This window comes from Pseudomonas sp. CBC3 (assembly GCF_037967085.1).
Taxonomy (GTDB): Bacteria; Pseudomonadota; Gammaproteobacteria; order Pseudomonadales; family Pseudomonadaceae; genus Stutzerimonas.
Genome location: NZ_JBANEO010000003.1, coordinates 746163 through 761269, shown reverse-complemented (window position 1 = coordinate 761269; position 15107 = coordinate 746163). Strand labels below are relative to the sequence as shown.

Annotated in this window: 13 protein-coding genes; 4 read left to right on the top strand and 9 right to left on the bottom strand. The window is 61.4% G+C overall.

Features of this window, described 5'->3' with window-relative positions:
* Positions 1-32 precede the first annotated feature (32 nt).
* The 5 genes from V6943_RS16130 to V6943_RS16110 form a co-directional block, all read right to left on the bottom strand.
* Positions 33-878: a TonB family protein gene (locus V6943_RS16130; RefSeq protein ID WP_445324140.1), complete on the bottom strand. Its 846-nt coding sequence runs from the start codon at positions 876-878 to the stop codon at positions 33-35.
* Positions 875-1336, bottom strand: coding sequence for a protein TolR (tolR, locus tag V6943_RS16125; RefSeq protein WP_131650319.1), 462 nt, complete (start codon positions 1334-1336; stop codon positions 875-877). Before tolR ends, V6943_RS16130 begins: the two co-directional genes overlap by 4 nt.
* 13 nt (positions 1337-1349) lie before the next feature.
* A complete protein-coding gene (tolQ, locus tag V6943_RS16120; protein WP_131650318.1) occupies positions 1350-2063 on the bottom strand; it encodes a protein TolQ in 714 nt (237 codons plus the stop codon).
* A 95-nt stretch (positions 2064-2158) separates the two neighbouring features.
* Positions 2159-4090 (bottom strand): phytase, encoded by a 1932-nt coding sequence (locus V6943_RS16115; protein WP_340554523.1) that lies wholly within the window; start codon positions 4088-4090, stop codon positions 2159-2161.
* Between the two features lie 74 nt (positions 4091-4164).
* Positions 4165-6645 carry a TonB-dependent receptor gene (locus V6943_RS16110; RefSeq protein ID WP_340554521.1) on the bottom strand — a complete coding sequence of 827 codons (2481 nt, stop codon included), beginning with the start codon at positions 6643-6645 and terminating at the stop codon, positions 4165-4167.
* Between the two features lie 647 nt (positions 6646-7292).
* Between V6943_RS16110 and V6943_RS16105 the strand changes: the two genes are divergently transcribed.
* The 3 genes from V6943_RS16105 (at position 7293) to V6943_RS16095 (ending at position 9879) form a co-directional block, all read left to right on the top strand.
* Positions 7293-8207: a GGDEF domain-containing protein gene (locus tag V6943_RS16105; protein WP_340554519.1), complete on the top strand. Its 915-nt coding sequence runs from the start codon at positions 7293-7295 to the stop codon at positions 8205-8207.
* Between the two features lie 9 nt (positions 8208-8216).
* Positions 8217-9242 carry an AraC family transcriptional regulator ligand-binding domain-containing protein gene (locus V6943_RS16100; protein ID WP_340554517.1) on the top strand — a complete coding sequence of 342 codons (1026 nt, stop codon included), beginning with the start codon at positions 8217-8219 and terminating at the stop codon, positions 9240-9242.
* Between the two features lie 463 nt (positions 9243-9705).
* Positions 9706-9879 carry a hypothetical protein gene (locus V6943_RS16095; RefSeq protein ID WP_165914240.1) on the top strand — a complete coding sequence of 58 codons (174 nt, stop codon included), beginning with the start codon at positions 9706-9708 and terminating at the stop codon, positions 9877-9879.
* 81 nt (positions 9880-9960) lie between these two features.
* Here V6943_RS16095 and V6943_RS16090 read toward each other — a convergent pair whose 3' ends face one another.
* Positions 9961-10380: a hypothetical protein gene (locus tag V6943_RS16090; RefSeq protein ID WP_340554514.1), complete on the bottom strand. Its 420-nt coding sequence runs from the start codon at positions 10378-10380 to the stop codon at positions 9961-9963.
* 8 nt (positions 10381-10388) lie between these two features.
* Positions 10389-11840, bottom strand: coding sequence for a GMC family oxidoreductase (locus V6943_RS16085; RefSeq protein WP_340554513.1), 1452 nt, complete (start codon positions 11838-11840; stop codon positions 10389-10391).
* A gap of 326 nt (positions 11841-12166) precedes the next feature.
* Between V6943_RS16085 and V6943_RS16080 the strand changes: the two genes are divergently transcribed.
* Positions 12167-12418 (top strand): hypothetical protein, encoded by a 252-nt coding sequence (locus V6943_RS16080; RefSeq protein WP_340554511.1) that lies wholly within the window; start codon positions 12167-12169, stop codon positions 12416-12418.
* Between the two features lie 97 nt (positions 12419-12515).
* On the opposite strand, the gene V6943_RS16075 is transcribed toward V6943_RS16080, so the two are convergent.
* Together V6943_RS16075 and V6943_RS16070 are read right to left on the bottom strand one after the other, a co-directional pair.
* Positions 12516-13556: a Rieske 2Fe-2S domain-containing protein gene (locus tag V6943_RS16075; protein ID WP_197445680.1), complete on the bottom strand. Its 1041-nt coding sequence runs from the start codon at positions 13554-13556 to the stop codon at positions 12516-12518.
* A 183-nt stretch (positions 13557-13739) separates the two neighbouring features.
* Positions 13740-14969, bottom strand: coding sequence for a LuxR C-terminal-related transcriptional regulator (locus V6943_RS16070; protein ID WP_181101493.1), 1230 nt, complete (start codon positions 14967-14969; stop codon positions 13740-13742).
* Positions 14970-15107: the final 138 nt, after the last annotated feature.

Sequence of the window (15107 nt, the reverse complement as noted above, 5' to 3'; positions counted from 1 at the left end):
ATGGCTCGTTCGGCAAATGGATCTGCTGCGCATCATTGGATGCGGTAGTGGAAGGTGTTCTTCACTTCGGGCACTGACACTGCACGCCCGTCGATGACACGAGGCTGATAGCGAAAGCTCTTGGCGGCGGAGAGCGACGGACGGATGAACAGCGGATGGCAGTCATCCAGCGCCTTCGGATTCTCGATCCGCCCCTGCGGGTTGACCGAATAACTCACGGTGCAGGTGCCCTCGATACCCTTGTCCAACGCACGTTGCGGGTAGGCTGGCGCATCCTTGGCGATCGGCAAGTACTGCCGACTGGCAGCCGCGGCGGCTTCGGCTTGGCGTGCTCGTTCAGCGGCGGCAGCCGCTTCGGCCTGCGCTGCCTGTTCGCGCTGTCGCGCCTCGCGGGCCAACTGTTCACGGCGCTGTGCTTCGTGCTGCTGACGCTCGACCTCGAGCCGCTCTTGCCGCTCACGCTCCAACTGCTGCTTGCGTTGCCGCTCTTTTACGCGCTGCTCTTCGGCCTGTCGTTCCAGTTCGGCGCGCTTGTAGGCGAGCTCGGCCTGTTCAAGCCGATGCTGTTCGATTCGTGGATCGACCTGCGGTTCCTCGACGACGTCTCGAACCATGGTCTCGACCGGCTCCGGCAACGGCGTCGGCTCGGGTTCGACAAGCGCCGCGAGCACCGGTTGCGGAGCCGGCAAACTGACCAGCTGGGTCTTGAGCACCTGTGTTGAGCTGGGTGCCGTCAGCTCCGGCGTCCAACCGTGCAACAGCAGGCCGAATACCGCCGCGTGCAGCGCGACGGTCACCACCGCTGCGCTGGCATGGCTGAGCCACTGCGGCCGGGGAGCTGGAAAGCTGTTGGGCAATGTCATGATCAGACTGCTCATGGCGCGGGCTGTCCGGGCGGCGCCTCGGTGATCAGGCCCAGATTCACCACGCCGCCGCGCTGCAACTCGGCGATCCCGGCCACCACGCGGCCATAGTCAGCCGCATCATCGGCGCGCACATAGACCTGGGTATCGCCGCGCTCGGCGATGATTGCCGCGACCTTCTCCCGCATTTCCTCAAGGTCGATGGCGCTGTCGGTCTGGTCCTCGGCGTTCAGCTCGCTGCCCAGGTTCCAGTAGAAGCCGCCGTCGGCCTTCACCGAGAGCGTGAGGATCTGCCGCTCGTTCTCCGTGGGCATCGCCTCGGCGGCCACCTTGGGCAGTTCGATCTTCACGCCCTGCACCAGCATCGGCGCGGTGACCATGAAGATCACCAGCAGCACCAGCATCACGTCGATGTAAGGGACCACATTCATTTCGGCCTTGGGGCCGTGTTTACGCTGTGGCTTGACCAGCATGGCTAGGCTCCTTTCAGGCGGCTGCCGCTACGCTGGGCGATGCGGCATGCAGGCGACGATGCAAGCGTGCCTGCAGCTCGTTGGCGAAGCTGTAATAGCGACTGCTCAGCGTCTGGCCACGCGCGGAGAAGCGGTTGTAGGCCATCACCGCCGGGATCGCGGCAAACAGGCCAATGGCCGTGGCGATCAAGGCTTCGGCGATGCCCGGAGCGACGGTCGAAAGTGTCGCCTGCTGCACCATGGACAGGCCGAGAAATGAATTCATGATGCCCCAGACGGTGCCGAACAGGCCGATGTAGGGGCTGACCGAACCGACGGTGGCAAGAAACTGAAGACCACTCTCGAGCCGCTCCTCCTGTTCCGCGATGGCCACATAGAGGCTGCGCTCGACCCCTTCGATCACCGCATCCGGTGCAATACCAGGCTGGCGGTGCAGCTGGTTGAATTCCTGATAACCGGCCAGAAAGATGCGTTGCAATGCCGCCTCGTTGGGGAGCGCCTGTTCGCTGCCCTCCCGGTACAGCTGGGCGAGTTCTCCGCCGCCGCGAAAGCGTTGCAGGAAGGTGTTCAGCAATCGTTCGCTGCGGCGCAACGCGGCCCCCCGTTGGATAATCAGATACCAGCTGGCGACCGAAGCCAGCACCAGCGTGATCATCACCAGCTGCACCACCAGGCTGGCCTCGCTGACCAGCCCCCAGACCGACATGTGTTCGAGTGTGCTTTGCATAGTTTCCTCCAGGCCGTCCGACGCGACGGCCTCGTATTTGATTGCACGGGCATGACCATGCGATGACAGTCACGCTAGATAGGCAGAACGACGGCTCAGTCCAGACCCAATGCCTCGGCAACGGCCGCCCAGGGGAGGTACTTGTAGTTCTGTGGCCCCTCGGGCATGCGCTTGCGGCCGTCCTGCACCACCAGCATTCCGCGGCTCCAGACACCTCCGAGATTGGCCGAGGTGACCTCCAGACCGTCGGTTTCCGAAGCGCCATCGATACCCAGCTGGGCGTTCAAGCCCACACGGAAGGCGCCGCGCATGGCGTAGGGCGCGTGGGCATCGAGCACCACATAGCTGTCGTTGCCCTGGCTGGATATCACCAGGTAGTCAGCCTTCTCGCCCTGGTAGATCGCCAGACCTTCGATGTCGTCGTGCACCGGGCCGCCCACTCCGATGACCTTCTCCAGTACGGTCGGCGCGTCAGCACGGGCATCGAGCGTCCACACCGCGACGTCTTCCTCACCGACGTACAAGCGCTGGTTGCGGTCGTCGGCCACGCAGCCTTCCGGCTGGGTCTCGACTTTGAAGCTACGGACCAATTCACCGCGCGGCTCACCCGTGACGCCATCCAAGCGGTATTGCAGGAATCGGCCGTCCTTGTCGTTGGCGATGGCGTGGATGGCACCCTGCTCGTCCTTGAACATGCACAGGCCGTAGATATCACCAAGCAGCGTCTCGATCTGCCCGATGTCGCTCAGCCACCCGCTGCGTTGATCGATGGCAAATAAATGCAGACTGTTGTGATCGCGGTTGCTGGCGACGGCCAGATCGACCGGCTTGCCGTCCAGTGAAAAGCCCGAACGCACATCGACATTGTTCAACCGGCCTACCGACAGGTACTGCAACTGCTTGCCAGCCATGTCGTAGACACCCAGCCCGCCCTTCTTGTCGGTACCGAGCACTCGGCTGTTGGAGGGGTCGTTCGGGTTAACCCAGATGGCCGGGTCATCGGCCGCATCGCCCAGACTCGGCACCGGTTCGGTCTGGACCTGCGCTGGCAATACCGGGATGACGGGCGTCGCAGCAGACGCTTCGGGTTGCCAGTCCAGACGGGCCCTGTGCGCACCACGCTCGTCGATCAGCAACAGCTCGAGGCCGCGTTGCGTCAGCCGAGCGCTTATCTGCTCCGGTTCATCGAGCGCATCCAGCGGCAACACCGAATGGCTGAGCCAAATGCCGCCGTCTCGCCGATACAGATGCAACGCGCCCGTTTCCGGGTCCAGCACCAGCAACCCGCCCGGCACCAGAGCGATACCGGCCGCGGCTTGCGTGATGCTCCCGAAGGGCTGGCGGATATCTACCGGCTGGCGGAGCAGGGGCGCCTCCGCATCAGCGGCGTAGCTCCAGACGCCAACGCCCTCCTCGTTCACCAACAGCTCACCAGATTGATCGTCGACCTGGCAGTACCCGCTTTCCGGCGGCAGGCTCAGACCGCGAACCCGTTGCGGTGCGCTTAGCAGGCGCTCGTCTGCGGCAATCAGCCATTGTTCGCCGATACCGTCTTCACCCAGCAGAAAGACAAATTCGTTGCGTGCCGGGTCTCGATACAGACAGAGCCCCTCGATAGCGAAATCGGTCTTCGGGATATACAACGGCTGGCTCCAGCGATGCGCTCGGTCCAATCCGAGCAATACAGCCTGCTGGCGCTTCTGATCGATGGTCGCGACCAGCAAGCCGTGCTCGCCTGCACGGTGATCGAGCCCTTCGAATCGGCCCTTCAACTGGCTTAGCAACTGGCCTTGGGCATCGAACAACTGCAGCCCGCGGGCGTCGGGGCGGATCATCAGCTGGTCGGCACCCGGCCAGAAACGATCATCGCGGACGAGCTGGGCGTTCTCCGCTTCCATAACGACTACCCCATCGGCAAACGCAAGGCTCGGTACCGCCGAAGGCTGCTCGTCGTGCTTGGCCGTCTGGCAGGCTGCCAGCGCAATGCAGAGGCTCAACAGCAAAGGTTTATGCAAGGTTACGTTCATGGTCATTCCATTCAGCAGCCGCCGGCCGACGCCGCCCTGTCAGGAACAGGTCGGTATCGGGGCGGCGAAAGGGATCAGAAGTGGGTAAGGGTCAGGCCGAGCTTGTAGGTCGGGCCGTATTCCTCGTACTGGGCGTTGTAATTGCGGCGCCCGGTGTAGACGAAGTAGGACTCGTCGGTGAGGTTCAGCGCCTCGACTGTCAATTGCAGGTTCGGCGTGATGAAGTAGCCGGCCTTGAAGTCGAAAAACAGCTGCTCGTCGGCGTAGAGGTCGTGCGCCTCGTCATCGACGCCTGAGACTTCGGCCAGGTATTCGGATTTGTAGTTGGCCGCCAAACGCATATTGAAGACGTCGTTCTCCCAGCCGACCATCAGGTTGCCGACCGTATCGGAGTGGTTCGGCAGATCGATGCTGCGCTGTCCGCCCTGCCCTTCGATATCGGCGTCGGACTTGCTGAAGGTGGCGTTGGCGCCCAGCAGCACGCCGTTCCACGGCGCCGGCAGCCAGTCGAGCTTCTGCGAATAAGACAGCTCGATACCGTAGAGCTTGGCGCTGCTGCCGTTCTCGAAGCTCAGCGCCTCGTCGAAGCCGGCCCACTGGCCCGTACCGGCCAGATCGGTGTTGTAGATGAAGTTGTCGATGTCCTTGTAGAACAGATAAGCCGACACGGCACCCGCGCGGCCCATGTAGTGCTCGATGCCGAGGTCGTAATTCATCGACTCCAGCGGCTTGAGGTCGGGATTGCCGAACGCGGCATCTTCACCATCGATAACGAAGCCCGGCGCCAGTTGTTCGAAGGTCGGGCGCACTACGGTATTGGTCCAGGCGGCGCGCAATTGAGTATCGGGGGTCAGCTGATAGCGGGCATGCAGGCCCGGCAGCCAATGGTCGTACCGGTTATCACTGGAGACGGCCTCGAACTCGCCGTCGCGCAGCCCCGTTCCCTTGGCGCTGAACTCGGTGCCTTCGTAGCGCAGGCCGGCAATGATGCGCCATTGGTCCAGGTCCAGGGTATTCATGAAATAGGCGGCGTTGATGTCCTCGCTCATGTCGAAGTCACCGATGCGCGACTCTTCTTCGTCGTAAAACTCGCTGGCGTCCAGGCCACCGATCAGCCCTTCCAACCCGCCAGCATCGATACCCGGACCAAAGCGGCCAAGGGCATAGTCGACGTTGCCGCTCTGGAAGTCAGCCAGGGTCAGGTCAGCGAAATCATCGTAGGCCCAGATATCGACGTCGTTGGTCTTGTCGCGCCGGCTGAGCTTACCGCCGACCTTGAACTGGGAGGCGTAGCCCCGAATGTCGTAATCACGGGCAAGATCCAGGCGAATGTTCTTTTCTCGGTCACGCGCATCGCTCTTTTCCCACTCCACCTCGTCCAGCTCGAAACTCGCTGGATCGTAGAACGACGAGTCGATCGCCAGGCTCGGCTTGCGCGTGCTGGAGAAACCCGCGTCGCTGAAGTCGCCTACGAAGGTGGCGCCGGCGATGCCGCCCGGATTGCGCTCGCGCGCCTCGCTGTAGCCGGCCTGACCGCTCAGCGTCCAGAGCCCCATCATGCGCTCGCCGCCGAACACGTACGACTGGATAGTCTGGGTATCTTCGCGCGATTTCAGCTCACGCCAGCCTTCGGCTTCGCCCAGCTCCCCTGCCAGTTGCGCGTCGGCAAACTCGACACCTGCGGCGTTGCGCGTCTCGGTGTCCTTGAAGCGGCTATAAAGAGTGCGCAGGTAATAACTGCTGAGGTCGTCGGGCTTGTAATCGAAGTTGAGGCCAACGCCGGCACGTTCGCGGGTGATTTCATAATCGCGCTGCTCCAGTTCGCCAAGTCGCGCGCCATCCTCGAAATCCCAGGCGCCGCCGGTTTCGACGTTGTCCGAGCCGAAATCTCGCTCCTGCCAGCTCAGCGCCGCAGCGACGCCGAAATTGTCGACGCCATCACCCAGGCTGAAACGGTTGCTGAAGGCGCCGGACAACTTAGGGCTGGTCTTGCTGACGTTATCGTCGTAGCTGCCCTCGCCGCTCACGCTATAGAACAGGCCGTCGTGATCGAAGGCGGACAGGCTTTCCACCTCGATGGTGCCGCCCAAGGAGTTGGCATCCATGTCAGGTGTGAGTGTTTTGACCACCGACAGCGACTGCACCAGCTCCGACGGCAACACGTCCAGCGCCACCGCGCGGCGACCGCTTTCCGGCGAGGGGACCAGCGTGCCGTTGATGGTCACGCTGTTAAGGTCCGGTGCAATGCCGCGCACGCTGACGAAGCGCCCTTCGCCTTGGTCGCGCTCGACCGACAGACCAGGGATACGTTGCAGCGCTTCGGCGGCGTTGTCGTCCGGCAGCTGGCCGATGCCGTCGGCGTGTACCACGCTCTTGACGCTGTCGGCGCTGCGCTGCTCCTTGAGCGCCTTGTCGATGCTGACGGCTTGGCCGATCACCTCGACGTGTTCCATGACAAGCGGCTCCTCCGCCCAGGCCGAACCGGCGCTGACGGCCAGGGCCAACAGGCTGATACGGAATCCTGCATGGCGGATGCCGCTGCGGTATGTGCTCATGAACAATCCCCCGAACGCTGTTTACCGGGTCCATCCCGGAACTGCAGCGGACGGTATGTGGGGGATATGGCGGTTCTGTGACAGGGGTTGGGGATGGGGCGGCAGACTGGGCTTGTTGGGGTGGTCTCCGGTGTGGAATGAGCCGATATGACCTGTCTGATGGATCACGGGGACGCATTTGTGGGTTTGCGGTTCTTGCCGCTGCGCGTATCAGCGCGGTCAAAAACGCTTGCCTCTGCATCCGGCCCTGCGCTTCGCTCCTGAAGGGGCGTTTGGTGTCGTCTGTTAGTGCGTGCACCGAAGCCAAGCCAAACCAAGCCGCGAAGCCGCCTCCAGCCCCGTAGGGTGGGCTTTAGCCCACCAATAGCAGGGCTCCACTCCGTCACGGTGGGCTGAAGCCCACCCTACAGTGCTTAGTCTTTCGATTTGCTGCAGATCAACAGGCGACTCGGGACGCCCCTTTCAGGAGGGTGAGCGTAGCCGCCATGGAGAGGGGCGAGCCGCATGGATGCGGCGAGAGCCGTAAAAGGCTAACCAACCCGAAATAACGCCTGAGCCAATTCAACCCCCTCCCCATTCATCCAAGCGTCACATTCATTTGTTTCCGTGCCCCTCACGCACTGGCGCGCCCTCGCCACGGAGACCCGATGAAATCCTTTCTAAAGCTGCATGCCCTGACCCTGCTCGGCCTGGCATTCGCGGCCAACTTCGGCCTGCAGATCTACCTCGCCACCGGCCAGCTCAAGCCTTGGGCTGAGATCGACTGGATGGACGTGGCCGGCGAAGGCGGCTCGGCGGTATTGGCGCTGGTCTGGCTGATCATGCTGCTGCACAGTCGTCCCGCCGGCCGAGTAACGCGGCTGCTAGCGCTCGGCCTTGCCTGCGTATTCCTGTCCTGGTGGATGGACGCGTTGGATGAGTTCATCCAACTGCCGGAATTGGCGACCTGGGATAACTGGTTGGAAACCGCGCCGATGCCCGTCGGCCTGGTGTTGCTGACATTGGGCATCTATCACCTGAATCAGGAACAGCGCGCCATCAGCCAGCAGATGAGCAAGCGCGAAAAGGGATTCCGTGAGCACCGGCTGTTCGACAAACTAACTCCGCTAGGCGCCGCCGAATATCTGCGCCAGCACGTGCAACTGGCACTCGCGCAGGCCCAGGCGGAGCAGCAACCCTTGTCACTGGTGGTCGTGGATCTGGACGATTTCAACGCGCTCAACCTGCGTTACGGTCAGGCCGAGGGCGACGCCGTGCTGCAGGCGATGGCCCACCTGCTGCTGCTCAATCTTCGCCGCCAGGACCTGCTCTGCAGGTTGGCGGGGGATCGCTTCGTTGCCGTGTTGCCGAACACCGGCGAGGCCCAGGCCCGTTCAATTGCCGACGAACTGCGCCAGGCCGTAGTCAGCCTGGCGCACAAAACCGCGCAGCACGGAGAGCGGGTGCACCTGCGCGCCAGCACCGCGACGGTGATGGCCTTCGATGAGGATCCCGAGCAACTTCTCAAACGCCTCAACCTGAACCTGGCCAAGACCAAACAGCAAATGCCGCGCTGCGCTTGAGAACAGACCATGCCCCTCGGTTACGAATGCGACACGCGCTTCATCGCGGCTCATCACCAACCGGCCGTACTGATCGATCTGGCGTTGTCGCGCGGGATCGGTAGCCATCAGTTGCTGCGCGGCACCGGGCTGTTCTATGAGGACATCACCAGCGGCCAAGCACGTATCAGTCCAGCGCAATTGCTCGCGCTGATCAACAATGCGCAACGCTTGCTGGACGCCGATGACAGCAGTTTTCTGCTTGGGCAACGACTGCTGCCAGGCCATTACGGTGAAACCAGCCACGCGCTCAACCATGCCTGCACGCTGCTTCAAGCCCTGGAACATCTACATCAATTCCGCGCGTTGCTCAGCCCTTTGCTGACACCGCGGCTGCTGCTCGACGACAAGCAGGCTCATCTGTACTGGGTGGAAAGCTGGGGCACGGAAGACCAGCAGCGTTTTCTGGTTGAGGCCAGCCTGACTGCCGTGGTCGCCATGACCCAGCGCCTATCGGGGGAGCGACTGCCGTGGCACTTCCATTTCAGCTATTCGCAGCCACGCCACATCGAACAGTACTGGGTCCATATGAGCGAGAACCTGACGTTTGACAGCCAGTGGACGATGATGAGCCTACCCCGCGAATACCTGCACACACCTTGGCCAAATGCCTCGACCACTGCGGGCCAGGTTGCCCAGCAGGCCAGCCATGCACAACTGGCAAGCCTCGGTTGGCAGTGCAGCTTTATCGATCAGCTGTATGACTACCTCCATGCCAATATCCGCGCACCGCTGAACCTCGAACGGGTCGCCCAGGCGTTCGGGATGAGCCCTGCCTCTTTAAAGCGCAAGCTGCAAAAACAGGGTACTCATTTTCAGGAACAGCTCGATTTGGTGCGCAAGCACGTAGCGCTCTATCTGTATCAGATGAAGGGTTACAGCAACGAGGAAGTTGCAAGTTACCTGTGCTTTAACGACACCACCAACTTTCGCCGATCGTTCAAACGCTGGACCGGCCTGGCACCGAGCAGCCTGAGCCAACTCCTCGATAGGTAGAGCCAAGGCCGACAGTATCGTGCCTTTGGGCTTGGCCTAAGCGGCCCACCGAAGGGACAAGGATTTGGCGACTATCGTGCAGAACGGGGTTCTACCTGGCTGTCATCTCGCCCGTCGCGACTGGGCGAAATCTGTACCGACCCCGCGTCGTTCTGCTGACGATCCAATGCCTTGAATGCTCGACGCAGCAAAAACGCCGCAATACCAGCCACAGTCAGAAATGCGATCAACACCGGTACGGCATGCTCGTTCATTGCGCTTTGTCTCATCCGTTTGAAAGCTTCGCGGCCGCGATAGCGAATTGATACTACAAGCTATCCATCCATATACCAACGGTGCGGCTGTGTTGCTCGCCAATATCCAGACGCGTGATTGCACGGAAATCTTTACTTGTGTGCGACGAATCGGTCTGTCGTTGGTCCTAGACCATGGACCCGAACAACACCAGAGCTACGGGGGCAAGATGAACCGGGACTACACCAGGCAATATCACCAGTTGCGCACCCACATCGAACGCATGCTCGGCAACGGCGCGGTGATCGCGGAGCGAGCGCCGCTCACGATCAGACGGGGCGATCAGCTTTTCCGGGTCTCGTGCGGGATGCTGATCAGCGAGCTGGCTCTCGCTGACCGCTAAAAGGACAAGCCGCTCGAGCCAGCGGCCAGCCGATCGTTCGCTGCTACGGCAAAACAGAGCCTGCATTAAGCCAAGGCGTCATTAGCTCAGACCGTCGAATTTCGCGTAGGGATTGCTGCAGGGCAGTCTGTAACCGAGAAAGGTCACGACGGGATTCGCTTCCTGCTGGCGGCGCAGGTAATCGGTCGAAACCATGAAGTCGGTCAGCAACCGGCGCTCGAAGTTATCCACCCGCAGATCGGTATAGGCGCTGCCGACACCGGTTTGCTGGCGGATCTTGTACAACCCCATCAGCGCCGTGAGCTTCTGCGAACCATAGTGCCCGGCCATCGCATCGACGAACTTTCGCTGATCCTCAGGCGACATCTGAAAGTCGCCGACAAGCTTGTGCAGCAACTCGGGAATGAATACCTGGCGGTCCTCATACACCCAGGCGGCCGAGCCGACGGCAGCGAGACCGAGCGTGGCGGCGGAGGACAGCAACAACGTACGACGCTTCATGGGCATCCTTAGCTATACAGCAGATCGGCGGCACGAATGGACAGCGCGGCGGCAGTCAGGCTGGGATTGGCCGGCGAGCAGCTCGGGTAGGTCGCGGTGCCCACGACGACAAGGTTGCGCATGCGGTGATGCAGCATCTGGCCATCGACCACCGAGCCATCGTCGACCTGCCCCATGCGCAGCGTGCCTTGGACGTGAGACTCGGTCAGGCGCCATTCGCGGAAATTGATCGACTCGACCGGCAGCGGCGCGAGCAGCTTTTCAAGGTTGTCCAGCCCGTACTGGACGCCCTTCATGCCGTAGTCCGACTCGCCTCGGTAATCGATGATCGCCTGCCCGTTTTTTGGATCGATGAGGACGCGGTTTTCCACGTTGGGCAGGTCTTCGCTGACCAACATCAACGGCAGCGTCTGGTTCCAGCGGCCACGCTCCGGACGCAGGCCATACGGCCATCGGTTTTCGAAATAGACCAGACAGGCCGAATGGTCTTTGCGGAATTCACCGTCGTAAAGCGAATAGTTCAGGCCAGTGGTGATGGTACTGCCATCAAAATTGCCCAGCCCGTCGAGATAGACTTCGACGTTTGCGCCCACCTGTTCATGCAGGCCCATGCCGGTTTCGCCATGGACGATGTCCGAACGCAGCAAGATCGCCGGGCTCTGAATGGCGTTGGCGCCGAGCACGAATAGATCGCCGAAGACTTTGAACTCGCGGCCCTCGGAAAGGATCGTGGCGCCCTTGACGGTGTTGCCTTCGTATTCGAGCGTGCGGACTTCCGTCTTCAGGCAGACGTCGACTTTGGGGTGGTTGAACAGCTCGGCCAGACCGTTCTGCGCGGTGAACTTGGCGTTGACCGGGCATCGGTTGCAGGTCGCGTTCGCGCAGCAGACGCCGCGGGTACCGGTCGCCACCCGAGCCCGGCCGGTCGGCATGATGAAGTGATGGTCAGGCATCGCCTGCTTCATGATCATGTCGATCGACGAGCCTTTGTGCGGCGGCTGCGGGAATGGCTGGCTGCGCGGCAGGACCTTGGCCATGTCCTCGTCGCCAGCAATCGACATGATCTGCTCGGCCTGACAGTAATAGGGTTCGAGATCTTCGTAGCTCAGCGGCCAGTCATTGCCGACGCCATAGCGGCTGCGCGTGGCGAAATCGCTGGGGTGCAACCGAGGGGTCTGCGAGAACCAGCAATTCATGCCGCCGCCGAGCGCGATGGTGGTGTTCCAGGGCTTCTCGCCGCGATTGTCGTACGTGGACTCGGGTGCGATCGCCGAACTGCTCTGCGTCTGGATCTGCCAGTCCCAGGGATGGAAATCCCCCCATTCGATGATCAGCGCGCGCCCGGTAAGGTGCTTCAGCGCTTCGCTCAGAAAGAAGCTGGAGCCAAAACCCGATCCAATAACGACCAATTCATAATGTGCCTTGTCGACATCCCTTGCGCTTACCCGGTTGATATCCATCCAACTACCCTTCCATATCGCAGCGTCATCCTCGGACGAGCTGCTTCACTACAGTTCGCGCAACCACTTAGCCTGCTGCGCGCCGCAAGCGTTCCTATCCCTATCGGCTCCGCCGATCGGCAGTGTTGCCAGGTTAACTCGACCGGCGGTAGAGGCTTAAGTTCCGCCCCGGCCGGAGCGAACTAGAGCATTCACCTGGATCCGACTCGGTCAAACCATGGATTCGCCTCACCCGTCGCGGCGCGACACATGCGGATGGATGGAGCTAACGATCGCCACGGTATCGGGTCGAAGCAGAACCCCCGACTCAACTATCGAGGCCCCTCATGAACATCCCGAACATCGCCACCGCGGTTCTCGCCTTGCTCATCGCAACCAGCGCAGCAGCCAATCAGGAAAACGCCGATGACCGCCAGCATGCGAATCCGAGCCAGAGCGGCGAGGAGTCGGCACATGGCTACGAAAATCCGACTGGCGTCGACCCGGATCCGCGCATGACCGAGCAAGAAGCGGAAAACGCATACGAGCGAGCCGAAGAGCAGGCAGAGCCTGAAGAGGAAAAGACAGAGCAACGCTAGCGGTCTGGTCGTGGCCCTGTCTTTCATGCGGCGCAGAACGGCTTTAGCGCTGCCTCGCACCTAGTTTGGAGGGAGGCGTCAGCCGGAGCGGTATGTATCAGCGACGGTCGACCGTCACGATTTCCTGCCGTTCGGCCCTGCTGGCCGGCACGTCGGCCTCATCCATGAAGAACTGCTGATACCACTCGCGCAGCTGGTACACAGGACCGTCGCCCTCAGCCAGAACAGGATGGTCGATACGCGCTTTATTCTTCCAGATGTCGACGTCCTGATAGAACGAGGTGCGGTTGTTCGCGACGTACTGGAGCGCAAGCTCCTTGTTCTGCTCTTCGCTCCAACCCGGCACCTTCTTTACCAGCACACCAAAGCGCAACTCGAAACTCTCAGGGGTGACCGGCACGTGGCAGTTCAGCAGAATGCTTTCTACCAGCAAGCCTTCGAAGTTGGCCTTCATGCGGGTGAAGTGGGTAGCAGGCCCGTAATAGGCCGACTCTGCGACGAGATCACCGCCCAGCCGCCCCGAATCACCGTGGAAGATCTGGTGCCCGACATGCCCTTCGAACACGTTGGCGAAGTAGGTGGTGGGTGTACCGTGCACCGGCCCGAAATGCTGGGCGTCCGCCAGGTTGTCCACCAGCTCTCGTGGATTGGTTTCGATCAACATGGTATCCAGGTGCCAGTCGTTGTCCCACTCGTCGCTGTCGATCTCGGGCAAGTAAGGAATCTCGACGTCCTCTACCGGGGGATTGCCCTCCGGGTTGTTCCAGACAAATAGCAGATGGTTCACCTCGCAGGTCTGCCAGCTGCGGGTCTTGGCTTTCGGCGGAATACGCTTGCAATACGGGATCTCGGCGCAGCGGCCGCTCGCCTCGAATTTCCAATGATGGAAGGGGCAGACCACCTGGCCATCGACCAGCTCACCCTGGGACAGGTCGGCCCCCATATGCGGGCAATGCGCGTTCAGAATGCTGATAGTGCCCGCTTCATTGGCGAACGCGACCAGGCGGGTACCGAAGATGTTCAGGGTGTGCAGCTTGCCATCACGGAAGTCGTTGGCGACACCCAGGCAGTGCCAACCACGGGCATAGCGATACTGGCCGGTTGAAGCGGCAGCTTTGATATCGAGCAGTTGCGTCATATCAGGGTCCTCAGAGGCATTGTTCTTATTCGCTGGAACCGTGGCTAAAACCACACGGCGTATGGCGATAATCGACAAGACAGGCGATGCCCTCATCCCTCAGATGGACTAGATGAGGCAGCCGCGGAGGCGTAGCCGTTCCGCGGCGGATGACGTACAGGCAGACGTGCTCGTCTGTGGCCGTCAGCGCACGTCCCGGAAAAATGGACGTGGCAAGGTCGTGACAGGTATTTTCAGCGGCGTCAGCTGGTTGCCACCGAGGGCGACCACGCTGTTGAGCACGACCCGCACCAGCTCCGCCTGACGGCGCACGCCGGTCTTGGAGAAGATCGCGCGCAGATGGGCGCGAGCGGTGTTGCGCATGATATTGAGGTTCTCCGCCGCCTCCTCGAGCGACAAGCCGTTGGCCAGTTCCAGTGCCAGGGCGGTCTCGGCCGGCGTGAAGTTGAACAGCTGCTTGGCTACCGCATTGTTGACTTGGGACTTGCCGACCGCATCGCGCACATACAGCACCACAGCGGGCTGCCCCTTGCCCTCGACCCAGTCAACCGAAGGCATGGGTTCGGCCACAACGCCCAGGTTGACTTCCCCCGAGGGCCGCGAGATGGACAGCGCATCGCGTGTAAGTGCCCGTTGGCCCTGATGAGCGGCAAAAGCTTCGTTGATCAGCTTGTGCAGCTCGCGGTTATCGCTCGGATAGGTCGCCTCCAGGCGCCCGCCTATCAGCTTCAGTCCATCGGCCCGCTCCAGCAGCTCACGCGCAACCTCATTGAGCTGCAGCACCGCGCCGCTTCCGTCGAGCACGATGGTGGCTACCGAAAGACGGGTAATGGCCTGTGAATAAAGCGCACCGATCATTTCGCTGCGGTTGAGCAGGTTGTGCATATGCAGGCTGCGACGCAGGTGTGGCATCAACAATCTGCAGATTTCACGGTCGCGCGCGTCGAACTCGGGCGCAGCGTGAGCGCGGGTGACGCGCAAGCGAACCAGCCCAGAATCCGGGGTGGTGATATCGGCGCCCATCAGATGGGAAACATCGTAATTGCGGCACAGATCGAGGTAATAACTCGAGGTTTTCCAGTCCGCTTCCGACAGCACGTCCAGCTCGGTGAAGACGGTATCCACGGGCTGGTTGCCAAAGGGCGTGGAACCCTCCTGGTAGGCCTGGTAGCAGAGCCGGCCGTGCTCTTTGTAGTTGCCGGCCACCAGCATCAGCCCCATCTCGTCCATGCCGACCACCTTGAGGATCAGCGTGACGTAATTGGCGCGAAAACAAATCCGCAAGGCCTCGAGCGCCCGGGTGAGCGTGTCACTGTCCAGCGAACCTTCCTGGATGATTTGTACGAGCGCATCGTACTCGGCGAGCGACAGGGGTTCTTTATACGGCGCAGGTGTGTCGTTCACGGAAATCATGGATAGCGGCATTGCTTGCATATCTGACCTCACTTACCGTCGGCGCCATCGCGCCGCAGCATTTATTGTTATTTTGAGATTCATTCGTCGCTGGGAATCGGTGTCAACCGAGCTCGACGACGAATGAGCACATGCTAC